The organism is Streptomyces sp. NPDC059668 (genome assembly GCF_042734135.1).
Lineage (GTDB): Bacteria > Actinomycetota > Actinomycetes > Streptomycetales > Streptomycetaceae > Streptomyces.
In genome coordinates this window covers 156574-170089 of record NZ_JBHWEL010000002.1, presented here as the reverse complement: position 1 = coordinate 170089, position 13516 = coordinate 156574, and the positions used below count along the sequence as shown (strand labels likewise).

12 protein-coding genes are annotated in these 13516 nt (G+C 72.7%); 2 read left to right on the top strand and 10 right to left on the bottom strand.

The genetic code is table 11. From position 1 onward, the window contains the following. The 3 genes from ACFV2J_RS03245 to ACFV2J_RS03235 form a co-directional block, all read right to left on the bottom strand. Positions 1 to 623 (bottom strand): ROK family transcriptional regulator (locus ACFV2J_RS03245; RefSeq protein ID WP_385437135.1); only part of this gene is annotated, 623 nt, incomplete at its 3' end. Positions 624 to 722: 99 nt separating this feature from the next. After that, positions 723 to 1385 carry a response regulator gene (locus ACFV2J_RS03240; RefSeq protein ID WP_385437133.1) on the bottom strand — a complete coding sequence of 221 codons (663 nt, stop codon included), beginning with the start codon at positions 1383 to 1385 and terminating at the stop codon, positions 723 to 725. A gap of 195 nt (positions 1386 to 1580) precedes the next feature. Next, a complete protein-coding gene (locus ACFV2J_RS03235; protein ID WP_385085863.1) occupies positions 1581 to 2729 on the bottom strand; it encodes a sensor histidine kinase in 1149 nt (382 codons plus the stop codon). Between the two features lie 108 nt (positions 2730 to 2837). Between ACFV2J_RS03235 and ACFV2J_RS03230 the strand changes: the two genes are divergently transcribed. Further along, on the top strand, positions 2838 to 3773 hold the full coding sequence (locus tag ACFV2J_RS03230) for an ATP-binding cassette domain-containing protein (RefSeq protein WP_385085865.1): 936 nt from the start codon (positions 2838 to 2840) through the stop codon (positions 3771 to 3773). A 2-nt stretch (positions 3774 to 3775) separates the two neighbouring features. Continuing rightward, positions 3776 to 4501: an ABC transporter permease gene (locus ACFV2J_RS03225; protein ID WP_385437130.1), complete on the top strand. Its 726-nt coding sequence runs from the start codon at positions 3776 to 3778 to the stop codon at positions 4499 to 4501. A gap of 132 nt (positions 4502 to 4633) precedes the next feature. On the opposite strand, the gene mug is transcribed toward ACFV2J_RS03225, so the two are convergent. The 7 genes from mug to ACFV2J_RS03190 form a co-directional block, all read right to left on the bottom strand. After that, entirely contained in the window at positions 4634 to 5191 is a 558-nt protein-coding gene (mug, locus tag ACFV2J_RS03220; protein WP_385437183.1) for a G/U mismatch-specific DNA glycosylase, read from the bottom strand. Then, on the bottom strand, positions 5188 to 6630 hold the full coding sequence (gene purB, locus ACFV2J_RS03215; RefSeq protein WP_385085869.1) for an adenylosuccinate lyase: 1443 nt from the start codon (positions 6628 to 6630) through the stop codon (positions 5188 to 5190). Before purB ends, mug begins: the two co-directional genes overlap by 4 nt. 211 nt (positions 6631 to 6841) lie before the next feature. Further along, positions 6842 to 7624: an SGNH/GDSL hydrolase family protein gene (locus ACFV2J_RS03210; protein WP_385437127.1), complete on the bottom strand. Its 783-nt coding sequence runs from the start codon at positions 7622 to 7624 to the stop codon at positions 6842 to 6844. 207 nt (positions 7625 to 7831) lie between these two features. Further along, positions 7832 to 8845: a hemolysin family protein gene (locus ACFV2J_RS03205; protein WP_385085873.1), complete on the bottom strand. Its 1014-nt coding sequence runs from the start codon at positions 8843 to 8845 to the stop codon at positions 7832 to 7834. After that, a complete protein-coding gene (locus ACFV2J_RS03200) occupies positions 8842 to 10170 on the bottom strand; it encodes a hemolysin family protein (RefSeq protein ID WP_385085875.1) in 1329 nt (442 codons plus the stop codon). The genes ACFV2J_RS03205 and ACFV2J_RS03200 overlap by 4 nt, the downstream gene beginning before the upstream one ends. 220 nt (positions 10171 to 10390) lie before the next feature. After that, positions 10391 to 10816 carry a GNAT family N-acetyltransferase gene (locus tag ACFV2J_RS03195; RefSeq protein ID WP_385085876.1) on the bottom strand — a complete coding sequence of 142 codons (426 nt, stop codon included), beginning with the start codon at positions 10814 to 10816 and terminating at the stop codon, positions 10391 to 10393. A gap of 132 nt (positions 10817 to 10948) precedes the next feature. Further along, positions 10949 to 13516: an FtsX-like permease family protein gene (locus tag ACFV2J_RS03190; protein WP_385085878.1), complete on the bottom strand. Its 2568-nt coding sequence runs from the start codon at positions 13514 to 13516 to the stop codon at positions 10949 to 10951.

Genomic DNA, 13516 nt, shown 5'->3' with positions numbered 1-13516 from the left:
CCCTTCCAGTGCTCGGCGACCGCCGCCGCGTTGGCGTCGTTCTCCACCAGCACCGGGCACTTGAAGGAACGGCTCAGGCGCTCGCCCAGCCGCAGCCCCGTCCACTCCGGCAACGCGGTGCCCAGCCGGACGGTGCCGTCCGCCTCGACGATCCCGGGGCTTCCGACGCCCACCGCGCGCAGCGAGCTGCGGGCGACACCGGCCCGGCGCAGCAGCTCGGCGACCGCTGTGCGCAGCCGGTCGAGCCGCTCGTCCGCCGGCGCCGTCTCGTCCACCTCCTTGGACAGGGCGCCCAGGACCCGCCCGTCCAGATCGGCCAGGAGCACGCTGACGCGGTGCGGACCGATCTCCAGACCCAGCAGATGACCCGCCTCGGCCCGGAACCTGAACCGGCGTGCCGGGCGGCCCTGGCGCCGTGCGGCGCCCTCCTCGGCCGCCTTCTCGACCACGAGTCCGGCCTCGATCAGCCCTTCGACGACGCCCTCGACCGTCGGCCGCGACAGCCCGGTCACCCGGGTGACCTCGGTGAGGGTCGCGCAGTCGGTGGTCCGCAGCGCGTGCAGCACCACCGCGGAATTGATCCTTCGCAGCAGAGAAGGGTCCCCGCCGGTCAACCGCCCCAACGTCCGTCCTCCCAGCTAGCGCGCGTGTTGGCCGGATCGTACTCGGCGCGGCGCGCTCCGGCGAGGGCCGGGGACCACTTCGCCACCGGCGGGTCGTTCTCAGCCCGGGGCCACGAACCCCGACTCGTACGCCGCTATGACCGCCTGGGTGCGGTCCCGGGCGCCCAGTTTGGCCAGTACGGAGCTGACGTGGGACTTCACCGTCTCGGTGCCGACCACCAGCCGCGCCGCGATCTCCGCGTTCGACAGCCCTCGCGTCATCAGCCGCAGCACGGCCGCCTCCCGCTCGGTCAGCGCGGCCCGCTCCATGGCCGCCCGTGCCGCGGGACTGCCCGCTCCGTCTCCGTACGCGGCGGCCAACTGCCGTACGGAGGCGGGGAAGAGCAGGGACTCGCCCTCGGCCACCAGCCGTACGGCGTGCACGATCTCGGCGGGCCGCGCCCGTTTCAGCAGGAATCCGTCGGCACCCGCGCGCAGCGCCTCGTAGACGTACTCGTCGTTCTCGAACGTCGTCACCACGAGGATCTTCGGTGGATCGCTGACGGTCCGCAGCACCGCGCGGGTGGCCTCGATGCCGTCCATGAGGGGCATGCGCACGTCCATGGCGACCACCCGCGGACGCAACTGCCGTACCAGCGGGATCACCGCGGCACCGTCGGCCGCCTCCCCGACGACCTCGATGTCCGGCTGCGACTCCAGGACGGCGCGCAGCCCGGCCCGTACGAGGGGTTCGTCGTCGACGAGGAGAACGGTGACCGGCATCCCGCCAGCGTAGATCACGTCCTACGGCCCGTCAGGGGCGCGGTCGCTCACATTCAACGGCGCGTCAGGGGCCCGGCCCGGCACCGGCTTTGGCCTCCGGCACCGGTTCCGGACCACCGCGCGCGGCCGGTGCCGACCCGCCGGGCCGGTTCGTGACGTCCGGCACGGGTCAGCGGGCGCCGACCGGGGCACGGATCACCGCAGCGGCAGGTCCACACGCACCTGCCAGTCGCCCTCGTCGGGGCCGGTCCGCGCCCGTCCGCCGAGCAGCGCCGCCCGCTCCCGTATCCCGCGCAGCCCGCTGCCCCGCCCGGGGCGCGGTACCTCCCCGTTCAGGGGACTGCGGACCTCCAGGCCGAGGCTGTCGCCCCCGACCGCGATGCGCACCCGGACCGGTACACCGCCCGCGTGCCGCAGCACATTGGTGAGCGACTCCTGGAGGATGCGGTACCCCTCGCGGGACACCGGCCCCGGCACGGTCTCCAGCGGACCCGTCACCTCGGCGTCCACCGCCGCCCCCGAGGCGCGCGCCGAGTCCAGGAGCCGGTCGGCCTCGGCCAGCGTCGGCCTGCCGCTCGCCGGGCGCCCTGGCTCGCGCAGCACACCGAGCACCCGTTCGAGATCCTCCAGGGCGGCCCGGCCGGTGTCCTCGATGGCGCCGAGGGCCCGGTCGGTGAACGCGGGGTCTCCCACCGCGCGCGCGGCGCCCGCCTGCACCACCGCCACCGTCAGCGCGTGACCGATCGAGTCGTGCAGCTCCCGGGCGATGCGGGTGCGCTCCAGAAGCTGTTCGGTGCGCTCCTCCAGGGCGGTGAGCCGCTCGGCGGGGGAGGGGCCGAGCAGGCGGCGCGCGACGGCCGTGGTCAGCTCGCCGAGGCCGACCACCCCTCCGTAGAGGGCGAGCAGCGGGAACGGGACGAGGAGTGCGTAGGCCCAGTGCGGATGGGACACCGACACGACCGGGCCGTCGACCGGGCTCCACGCCGCCCTGAGCACGTCGACGGCGATCGCCGGCAGCCAGACGGTGAGTACGCAGGCCACCGCGCCCGTCACCATCCGCGCCTCCAGCCAGAGCACGGTCCGCCATCTGTCCCGCCACGTGGCCGAGGGCGTGACCGAGATGGCCGTGTCCTCGCTGTCGCGCGCCAGCATGTGGCGCGCCTGCACCCCCTCGCCGCGCCGCACGGCCGGGATCAGCCCCAGCGGGATCAGCAGCGCCGCGGGCACCCAGGGCTTCGACATGTCGATGAACAGCCACACGCTGACGAACAGCATGGGCACCCACAGGTGCAGCAGGCGGGTGTACGTCGTCCCCCGGCACAGCGGGCGCAGAAGGCGGGCCATCGCGCCATCGTGCCAGGCGGCACCGGCGGTCGGCCTCCCCCGGGCGGGGGAGACGATCTCCACCCGCGGGGGAGGTGACGACCGGTCAGCGACGGCCACGCTGAGCCCATGACCAGTATCGACGTCCAAGACCTGACCAAGGAGTACGGCGGCAGGCGCGCCGTGGACCACCTCACCTTCCGTGTCCTCCCGGGCCGCGTCACCGGATTCCTCGGCCCCAACGGCGCCGGAAAGTCCACCACCTTGCGGCTCGTACTGGGCCTGGACCGGCCCACGTCCGGCAGCGCCCGTATCGGCGGCCGCGCGTACGCCGGCCTCCACGAGCCGCTGCGCCACGTGGGCGCCCTGCTCGACGCGGGGGCCGCGCACGGATCGCGGACCGCCCGCGACCATCTGCGCGTGCTGGCCGCGAGCAACCGGGTCCCCGAACGCCGGGTGGACCAGGTCCTGGAGGAGGCGGGGCTCGCGTCGGTCGCGCGGCGCCGGGTGAAGACGTACTCCCTGGGCATGCGTCAGCGGCTGGGCATCGCCGCCGCGCTCCTCGGCGACCCGCCCGTGGTACTGCTGGACGAGCCGTCGAACGGGCTCGACCCCGAAGGGATCATCTGGATCAGGGAGTTGATGCGCGGGATGGCCCGGGAGGGCCGCACGGTCCTCGTCTCCAGCCACCTCATGAACGAGACCGCGTCCTTCGCCGACCACCTCGTCGTCCTCGGCCGGGGACGGCTCCTCGCCGACACGCCCATGCGCGAGTTCATCGACGCGCGCGTGCAGCCCCGGGTACGGGTGCGCACCACCGACGGTGCCGTGCTGGGCGACCTGCTCGCCCGGCACGGCATCGAAGCCGTCCCGGGGGAGGACGGACGCTGGACCGTCCTCGACGCGCGCGTGGACGACATCGGGCGCCTCGCCGCGGACGCGAACCTGCCGATCCTCGAACTCGCGGCGGAGGAAGCGACGTTGGAGCAGGCGTACCTCGATCTGACCGCGAACGAGACCGAGTTCGCCGGCCGCCCGGCCCCGACGCAGCCTCAGGAGGCATGACCATGACGTTCGTACCCGCACTCCGCGCCGAGTGGATCAAGATCCGTACGCTGCGGTCGCTCGTCGGGGGACTGGTCGCCGTCCTCCTGGCCACGACGGCCTTCTCCGCGCTGGCCGGCCTCGACGACTCGGGGGACCAGGACTTCGACCCGCTGTTCTCGGTGTTCTTCGGCGTCAGCTTCGGGCAGATCGCGGCGATCACCTTCGGCGCGCAGGCGGTCTCGGCCGAGTTCCGGGGCGGCGCCCTGCGTGTCTCGCTCGCCGCGGTCCCCGACCGGGTGCGGTGGTTCCTCGCCAAGGCGGTGGCGATCGCGATACCGGCGCTGGTGACCGGTCTGGTCACGGGAGGCGTGAGCCTGGTCGTGGGGACCTCGGTGCTGGGAGACAGGGCGAGCGGGCTGAGCCGGGGGGAGGAACTGCGCGGCGTCGTCGGCTGTGCCGTGTATCTGATGCTGATGGCCCTGTTCGCCGCGGGGCTCGCGGCTGTTCTGCGCAGCGGTGTCGCCACCCTGAGCATGCTCGTCCCGTTCCTGCTGATCGTGTCCTTCGTCGTCGGGGGAGCCTCGGGCACCGTGGCCGACTTCCTGCCCGACAAGGCGGGACAGGCGGTGCTGCACACATCGGCGGACGGCGGCCCGGGGCCCTGGGCCGGGCTCGGGGTGACCGCGCTGTGGGCCGCCGGCGCACTGCTCGCGGGCGCGTGGAGCGTGCGCCGGCGGGACGCGTGACCGTGGAGCTGACGCCGCCCGGGCGTGCGACCCGTGGAGCTGACGTCGGCGGGACGTGCGACCCGTGGAGCTGACGACGGCGGGACGTGCGACCCGTGGAGCTGACGACGGCAGGACGCGTGACCCCGGTGGCTAAGGCAGCCGGTCCTCGTCGGCGGCCGACCGCAGGCGCCCGAACTCCTCCGCCATCGTCGCGGCCGTCCAGTGCGCGTTGAGCCCACTGGGATTCGGCAGCACCCACACCCGGCTCGACCCGATGGTCCGCTCCTGGGGGCCGATCGCCGCGCGGCGTTCGCCGAACGCCGACCGGTACGCGGTCACGCCCACCACCGCGAGCCACCGCGGACGCAGCCGCTCCACCTTCGCGCCGAGCAGCCGGCCGCCCTCCCGGTACTCGTCCGGGGTCAGTTCGTCGGCCCGTGCCGTCGCCCGCGCCACCACGTTGGTGATGCCGAGCCCGTACGACAGCAGCTCGTCCTGCTCCGAGGGCTTCAACAGGCGGGGGGTGAAGCCCGACAGGTGGAGCACCGGCCAGAACCGGTTGCCGGGGCGCGCGAAGTGATGGCCCGTGGCGGCCGTCATCAGACCGGGGTTGATACCGCAGAACAGAACACGGAGGCCGTCCGCGACGACATCCGGCACGAGCCGGTCGCGGGCGGCCTCCAGGTCCGCGGGGGTCAGCCGCGTCAGAGGATCGCCCCCGGGGTGTAGCCCGCGGCCTCCGGGTGCTGCTTCACGATCTCCTCCACCCGGGCGACGACGACGGCGACCTGGTCGGCGGCGGCGCCCGTGAAGGACAGCTTGTCGGCCATCAGCTCGTCGAGCTGCGCGCGGTCGAGCGGGATGCGCGCGTCCGCGGCGAGCTTGTCCAGCAGCTCGTTGCGCTCGGCGCCCTGCTCACGCATCGCGAGGGCGGAGGCGACCGCGTTCTCCTTGATCGCCTCGTGCGCGACCTCGCGCCCGACACCGGCCCGCACCGCGCCCATCAGGACCTTGGTGGTGGCGAGGAACGGCAGGTAGCGGTCGAGCTCGCGGGCGACGACGGCGGGGAACGCGCCGAACTCGTCGAGCACGGTGAGGAAGGTCTCCAGCAGACCGTCGAGCGCGAAGAACGCGTCGGGCAGCGCGACCCGGCGCACCACCGAACACGAGACGTCGCCCTCGTTCCACTGGTCGCCCGCCAGCTCGCCGGTCATCGAGGCGTAGCCGCGCAGGATGACCATCAGGCCGTTGACACGCTCGCAGGAGCGGGTGTTCATCTTGTGCGGCATGGCGGACGAGCCGACCTGGCCCGGCTTGAAGCCCTCGGTGACCAGCTCGTGCCCGGCCATCAGCCGGATCGTCTTGGCCAGCGACGACGGGGCCGCCGCGAGCTGCACCAGCGCGGTGACGACCTCGTAGTCCAGCGAGCGCGGGTAGACCTGGCCCACGGAGGTGAAGGCCTGCGAGAAGCCGAGGTGCCCGGCGACGCGCCGCTCCAGGTCCGCGAGCTTCGACGCGTCCCCGTCCAGCAGGTCCAGCATGTCCTGCGCCGTGCCGACCGGGCCCTTGATCCCGCGCAGCGGGTAGCGGCCGAGCAGTTCCTCGACCCGGCCGTACGCGACGAGCAGCTCGTCCGCCGCCGTCGCGAAACGCTTGCCGAGGGTGGTCGCCTGCGCCGCGACGTTGTGCGAGCGGCCCGCCATGACCAGTTCGGCGTACTCACCCGCGAGCTTGCCGAGCCGCGCCAGGACGGCCACCGTGCGGTCGCGCATCAGCTCCAGCGAGAGCCGGATCTGCAGCTGCTCGACGTTCTCGGTGAGGTCCCGGGACGTCATGCCCTTGTGCACCTGCTCATGCCCGGCGAGGTCGTTGAACTCCTCGATCCGCGCCTTCACGTCGTGCCGGGTGACCTTCTCGCGTGCGGCGATCGAGGCCAGGTCGACCTGGTCGAGGACCCGCTCGTAGTCGGCGAGGGCGGCGTCCGGCACCTCGATCCCGAGGTCCTTCTGCGCCCGCAGCACGGCGAGCCAGAGCTGACGCTCCAGCCTCACCTTCTGCTCGGGGGACCAGAGCGTGGCGAGCTCGGCGGAGGCGTAGCGTCCGGCGAGGACGTTCGGGATACGGGGCTTTGCGGGCGCGGCAGTCACGTGTACGGATTCTACTGGCGATTCCTGCAGGCCAGCGCCGGGGGGTTTGTCGGCGGAAGCTACAAAAGCGACCCGGGCGGCGTGGACCGCGGGGTGCCGTCCGGCGCCGGCCGGTTCTTTCGTACGGCACGGGTACGACTCGGGCGGCGGCCCTACGTACGGAAACGGGTACGCCGCGTACGCCGATGGGCCTTCCGCGGCGACGCCGTACCTACCCCAGCGGACCCTCGTACGGCAGCAGCTCCGGCCGCTTGGCCGGGCGTCCGTCGCCCGACGAGCGGCCGGTGAGCCGTCGGCCTATCCACGGCAGCAGGTGCTGCTTGGCGAAGCGGACGTCGGCGGTGCGGCGGGCCGTCCAGCCGGGCGGCGCCGTGGGCGGCACCGGCGCGTGCCAGTCGGGGTCCTCCGCCGCGAGTCCGAGCGTCTGCCAGACGGCCTCGGCGACCCTGCGGTGCCCGTCGGGCGTCAGGTGCAGGCGGTCCACGTCCCACATCCGGGGATCGGAGAGCGAGGGTGCCCCGTACAGGTCGACCACCAGCGCGCCGTGTCGCTTCGCGAGGGAGTCGACGACGCCGAAGAGCTCCTCCATGCGCGGCCGGAACCGTTCGAGCACCGGACCGTTGCGGCCCGGGCTGCGCATCAGGACGAGCTGCTCGCAGGCGGGGGCGAGCCGCTCCACGGCCTCCTCCAGCAGCCCGCGGACCCGGCCCATGTCGACCTTCGGGCGCAGGGTGTCGTTGAGGCCGCCGACCAGCGTGATCACGTCGGGACGCATGGCGGCCGCCACGTCGACCTGCTCGGCCACGATCTGCCCGATCAGCTTGCCGCGCACCGCGAGGTTGGCATAGCGGAAGCCGGGGGTGAGTGCGGCCATCCGGCCGGCCAGGATGTCGGCCCAGCCGCGGTACGAACCGTCGGGCAACAGGTCCGACATGCCCTCGGTGAAGGAGTCGCCGACCGCGACAAGACTGGTGTAGGTGGCATTCGTCTGCATGGCGGAAAAGATGGTAACCCGCACGCATACTCGTCGGTCGGTCGGGCCTCCCGGCGTGCGCCGTCCGGCCCCGATGCGCGGGTCCGGCGTGCGGGTGCGTGTGCGGGTGCGTGTGCGGTGGTCCGGGCTGGGGGCGCCCGAGGCTACCCCCAGCCGCACCTGCCGCCCCAGCCGCCCCAGCCGCATCGCGCCGAGCGGCCCGACGCGTCAGACCGCCTGGCCGAACAGCTCCCGCAGCACGTCCTCCATCGTCACCAGCCCCGCGAGACGTCCGTCGCTGCCCATGACCGCCGCGAGATGCGTCCGGCTGCGCCGCATCGCGGTGAGCACGTCGTCCAGGGGGGTGCTCTCCCGGACGCGGGCGATGGGCCGCATGTCCCCCACCCGGAACGGCACGTCGCGCGGCACCGCGTCCAGCGCGTCCTTGACGTGCAGATACCCGACGATGCGGCGTCCCTCGTCCACCACCGGGAAGCGCGAGAACCCGGACTCGGCGGAGAGCCGCTCCAGCCCCTCGGGGGTGACGCCGACGCTCGCGTACACGACGCCCTCCAGCGGGAGGACGACGTCGTGCACGGGCCGGCGGCCGAGCTCCAGGACGTCGTGCAGCCGCTCCTGGGCGCGGTCGTCGATGAGCCCGGCCGCCCCGGAGTCCTTGACCAGCCGGGCCAGTTCGTCGTCGGAGAAGGCCGCGGCGACCTCGTCCTTCGTCTCGACCCGCAGCAGCTTCAGCAGGCTGTTGGCGAAGGCGTTGACGGTGAAGATCACCGGGCGCAGCGCGCGGGAGAGGCCGACCAGGGGCGGCCCGAGCAGCAGCGCGGTGCGCACCGGTTCCGCGAGCGCGATGTTCTTCGGGACCATCTCGCCGAAGAGCATGTGCAGATACGTCGCCAAGGTGAGCGCGATCACGAAGGAGACCGCGTGGCCGGCGCCCTGCGACACCCCCACGGCGTGGAACACCGGCTCCAGCAGGTGCGCGATCGCGGGCTCGGCCACGATGCCGAGGACCAGCGTGCACAGGGTGATGCCCAGCTGCGCGGCCGCCAGCAGCGCGGACACGTGCTCCAGGCCCCACAGCACACTGAGCGCCCTGCGGTCGCCCCGCTCGGCATGGGGCTCGATCTGGCTGCGGCGCACCGAGATCAGCGCGAACTCGGCGCCCACGAAGAAGGCGTTCACGACCAGCGTCGCCAGGCCGATCAGCAGTTGTACGGCGGTCATCGCGTCCCTTCCCCGATCTGGTCCAGCGGTGCGTGCAGAAGTACCCGTGCGGCCCGTCGCCCCGAGGCGTCCACCACCTGGAGCCGCCACCCGGCGACCTCGACGCTGTCCCCGACGGCCGGGATGCGGCCGAGCTCGGTCGCGAGGAAGCCGGCCAGGGTCTCGTACGGGCCGTCCGGGACCCGCAGGCCGAGGCGGGCCAGCTGGTCCGTGCGGGCCGACCCGTCGGCCGAGTAGAGGCTGCGCCCCTCGCTGTCGGTGTCGGCCGGGGCCAGATCGGGGGTCTCGTGGGGGTCGTGCTCGTCACGGACCTCGCCGACGACCTCCTCGACGATGTCCTCCAGGGTGGCGACCCCGGCCGTGCCGCCGTACTCGTCGATGACCACGGCCATGGTGCGCTTGCCGGAGAGCCGGTCGAGCAGCCGGTCGACGGTCAGCGACTCCGGGACGAAGAGGGGCTCGCGCATGATCTGGGAGACGGGGACCCGGGCCCTGCGCTCGGCGGGCAGCGCCAGTACGTCCTTGATGTGCGCGACACCGACGACGGCGTCGAGGCTGCCGCGGTGGACCGGGAAACGCGACAGGCCGGTCGCCCGCGTCGCGTTCGCCACGTCCGCGCAGGTCGCCTGGATGTCCAGCGCGATGACCTGGACACGCGGGGTCATCACGTTCTCCGCGGACAGGTCGGCGAGGTTCAGCGTGCGCACGAACAGCTCCGCGGTGTCCGCCTCCAGGGCGCCCTGCTTGGCGGAGTGCCGGGCGAGGGCCACCAGCTCCTGGGGTCCGCGCGCGGAGGCCAGCTCCTCGGCCGGTTCGAGGCCGAACCGGCGTACGGCACGGTTCGCGGTGTTGTTGAGATGCGTGATGAACGGGCGGAACGCGGCGCTGAACCAGCGCTGCGGCGTCGCCACCCGCTTGGCCATGGCGAGCGGCGCGGAGATCGCCCAGTTCTTGGGCACCAGCTCGCCGACGACCATCAGGAAGAGGGTCGACAGCGCCGTACCGATGACCAGGGCCACCGACATGGACGCGGAGGAGGAGATCCCGGCCGCCTCCAGGGGCCCGGCGAGGAGCTTGGCGATCGACGACTCGGAGAGCATGCCGACGACCAGATTGGTGACGGTGATGCCGAGCTGGGCGCCGGAGAGCTGGAAGGTGAGGTTCCGTACGGCCTTGAGGGCGCCCGAAGCGCCGCGCTCGCCGCGTTCGACGGCACGCTCCAGCTCGCTGCGCTCGACCGTGGTCAGCGAGAACTCGGCCGCGACGAAGGCGCCGCAGGCCAGCGAGAGCAGTACCGCCACCAGGAGGAGGAGCACTTCGGTCATCGGGTCACCTCCGTCCCATGATCGGCCAGGGACGGGGGGATCGCGCGATGTCGGGTACCGCGACGCCGGGTACCGGGAGGTTCGCCCATGGGCGGACGCTCACACCTTTCACTGGGCCGGCTGAGACGGCTGAGCCGACTGAGCCATTGGAGGATGTGGTGATCTGACGATCCTCCAATGGTAAAGGATGAGCAAAGAGCCATCTCTGGCGGGGCGGGGCCTAGCCGGTGAGCGGCTTCACCCACCGTCGCCAGGCCTCCTCGGGCACGTACCCGGCCGCCCGCCACGCATGCTGCGCGGTCTCGTTCCGTCGCAGTACCATCGCGTCCCCGCGCCGCCCCCCGAGCCGTACGAACCGCTCCTCGGCGGCGGCGAGCAGCGCCGAGCCGATGCCGAGACGCCGCCGCCCGGGATGGACCGCCAGCCGGTACAGATGGCAGCGCCAGCCGTCGAAGCCCGCGATCACCGTCCCCACGAGCTGCCCCTCCCGCTCGGCCAGGATCAGTGCCTCGGGGTCGCGGGCGACCAGCCGCTCCACGCCGTCCCGGTCGTCACTGATGCTCGTGCCCTCGGCGGCTGCCTTCCAGAAGGCCAGCACGGTGTCGAGGTCCTCGGGCGTCGCGGCCCGGATCAGCAGGTCGGTCATGCGCCGATCCCATCACGCGCTCCGCGGGGCGACCCGGAATTCCACCATCTGGGACGCCTTGATCCGTGGGCCTCGCGAACTCTCCTCTCTCGCAGGCGACTCGACCTCAGGGGACGGCGGGAGGCGCGTACCTCACTCGTGCGCGATCGCCGCCAGTACGTTCATGCGTGACGCCCGCAGCGCCGGCAGCAGCGCCGCGACGATGCCCACCACGGCCGAACCCACCACCACCGCGACGACGGTGGCCCAGGGCACGGCGAACGCCGTCAGGCCCTGGAGCGCGAGCACCTGCTGCACACAGACACCCCAGACCAGCCCCAGCACGAGTCCGAGGACCGCGCCGAACACGGCGATCACCACCGACTCCAGACGGATCATCCGGCGCAGTTGGCGGCGGCCGAGACCGATGGCACGCAGCAGTCCGATCTCCCGGGTGCGCTCGACGACCGACAGGGCCAGGGTGTTGACCACACCGAGCACCGCGATGACGATCGCGAGTCCGAGCAGGGCGTACACGAGATAGAGCAGTACCGCGATCTGGTCGTGGACCAGCTTCTTGTAGTCGGCCTGGTCGCGCACCTGCACCTGCGGATAGGGCTTGAGCGTCTTCTCCAGCAGCGGGCGCAGCCGGTCGGCGCCCGTGCCCGCGGCCGCGTTCACGTACAGCGTGGAGTCCTGTCCGCCCGGCACGTACTTCTCGATCGTGCCGATCCCGACGAACAGACCGCCCTGCATGCCGAATCCCTCGGCGGACTCCTGGTCGGTGAGCGCGGCGACCGTCAGATCGGCGTGCCGCCCGGCGGGGAACTCGACGGGGACGGTGCCGCCCACCCGCACGCCGTGCTCCCGCGCGAACTTGGCGTCCATGGCGATATGCCCCGCGCCCAGCGCCGCCGCGGTGTCCCCCTGGGCGTACGTGAGGTGGGCGACGTCGTCGAGCCGCGGGTCGTAGCCCGTGGCGGTCGACTCGATCCGCTTGCCGTCCGGCAGCCGTACCGCGACCGGGCTGAACCGCTGACGGACGACGAGAGCGACGCCGTCCGTCCCCCGCACCTTGTCGGTGACCTCGGGGGAGAACGGCACGAAGTTGCTGTTCTGGATGACGAAGTCGGCGCCCAGCGTCTTGTCGATCTGCTGGTCGAAGGACTTGCTCATGGAGGCGCTCGCCACGGACATCCCGCCGACCAGGGCCAGACCCACCATCAGGGCGGACGCGGTGGCCCCGGTGCGCCGGGGATTGCGCAGCGCGTTGCGCTGGCTCATCCGGCCGACCGACCCGAACAGGGCCGGGAAGGCCCCGCCCAGGACCTTGATCACCGGTCGGACCAGGAGCGGGCCCGCGATCACCGTCGCGACCAGGGTCAGGACGACCCCGAGGCCCAGCAGCGAGCCGGCCGTCGAGGTCTTCGTCGCCGCGACGCACCCGCCCAGCGCGGCGACGCCCACCAGCCCCACGACCGACCCCGCGACGCCCCGTACCCGCAACGGCCTTCCCAGCCCCGCGACCTCGGCGTCCGCGAGGGCCGCCATCGGGGAGACGCCCGCCGCGCGCCGGGCCGGGAGGTAGGCCGCCACGAAGGTGACGCCGACCCCGACGACGTACGAGGCGACGGGGGTCGGCCAACCGATCACCATCTCGGTCGACTTCAGGTTCATCCCGAACGCGGTCATCAGCTGGATCAGTCCGAGGGCGAGGCCGATCCCCGCGGCCAGTCCCAGCGTCGAGCCGACCAGCCCGAGCAGCAGCGCCTCGGTCAGCACGGACCGTCGCACCTGTCGCCGGTCGGCGCCCAGCGCGCGCAACAGGCCCAGTTCACGGGTGCGTTGGGCGATGAGCATCGAGAAGGTGTTGACGATGAGGAAGACACCGACGAGCACGGCGATCCCGGCGAAGCCGAGCATCACGTACTTGATGACGTCCAGGAAACCGCCGAGCTGCGCGGCGGCGTCCTTGGCCTGCTCGTCGGCCGTCTTCAAGTCGAAGGTCTTCGTGCCGAGTTCGGCCGCGACACGCTGCTTGAGCGTGGCGTCCTCGACGCCGGGCGCCGCGTCCAGCGAGATGCTCGTGGCGGCGGCGGTGCTGCCCAGCAGCCTGGTCTGCGCGGTCGGGGTGTCGAGGAACAGCAGCGCGGCACCGGGGTTGGTGGTGGTGAAGGTCGCGATGCCGACGATCCGGACCTCGAACGTGCCGGGCTGCGCCTGCACGGTCAGGGTGTCGCCGACGCGGACGTGCTTGCGGTCGGCGGTGTCCGCGTCGAGCAGCGCCTCGCCGGCGCCGTGCGGAGCGTGGCCGGAGGTCAGCTTCACCGGACTGCGGTCGCTGGGCTGCCAGTTGGTGGCGATGGTCGGTGCGCCCGAGGTCGGCCCGACCGACTCGTTGTCGCGGTCGACGATGGTGAGGTTCTCCACGGCCGCGTCGACATGGGCGGCCGCGACGCCGTCGACCTTCGCCAGCCGGTCCGCGAGCGAGGCGGGCAGGGTCGGGGTGGCGCCGGTCGGGATCTGTGAGTCGAGCTCGTTCCTGGGCGACACGGTCACGTCCGCCGAGGTGGAGGCGAAGAGCCGGTCGAAGGTACGGGTGACCGTGTCCGAGAAGATCAGGCTGCCGGCGACGAACGCCACCGACAGCACGACGGCCAGTGCGGAGAGGAGCAGCCGCCCCTTGTGGGCGAGGAAGCTGCGCAGAGTCGCCTTGAGCAC

Bases quoted from the DNA above. Each gene is read 5' to 3' on its own strand.
- ACFV2J_RS03205 (WP_385085873.1), bottom strand. From the start codon at position 8,845: ATGACCGCCGTACAACTGCTGATCGGCCTGGCGACGCTGGTCGTGAAC.
- ACFV2J_RS03240 (WP_385437133.1), bottom strand. From the start codon at position 1,385: ATGCCGGTCACCGTTCTCCTCGTCGACGACGAACCCCTCGTACGGGCC.
- ACFV2J_RS03200 (WP_385085875.1), bottom strand. From the start codon at position 10,170: ATGACCGAAGTGCTCCTCCTCCTGGTGGCGGTACTGCTCTCGCTGGCC.
- ACFV2J_RS03195 (WP_385085876.1), bottom strand. From the start codon at position 10,816: ATGACCGACCTGCTGATCCGGGCCGCGACGCCCGAGGACCTCGACACC.
- ACFV2J_RS03210 (WP_385437127.1), bottom strand. From the start codon at position 7,624: ATGCAGACGAATGCCACCTACACCAGTCTTGTCGCGGTCGGCGACTCC.
- ACFV2J_RS03235 (WP_385085863.1), bottom strand. From the start codon at position 2,729: ATGGCCCGCCTTCTGCGCCCGCTGTGCCGGGGGACGACGTACACCCGC.
- ACFV2J_RS03230 (WP_385085865.1), top strand. From the start codon at position 2,838: ATGACCAGTATCGACGTCCAAGACCTGACCAAGGAGTACGGCGGCAGG.
- ACFV2J_RS03225 (WP_385437130.1), top strand. From the start codon at position 3,776: ATGACGTTCGTACCCGCACTCCGCGCCGAGTGGATCAAGATCCGTACG.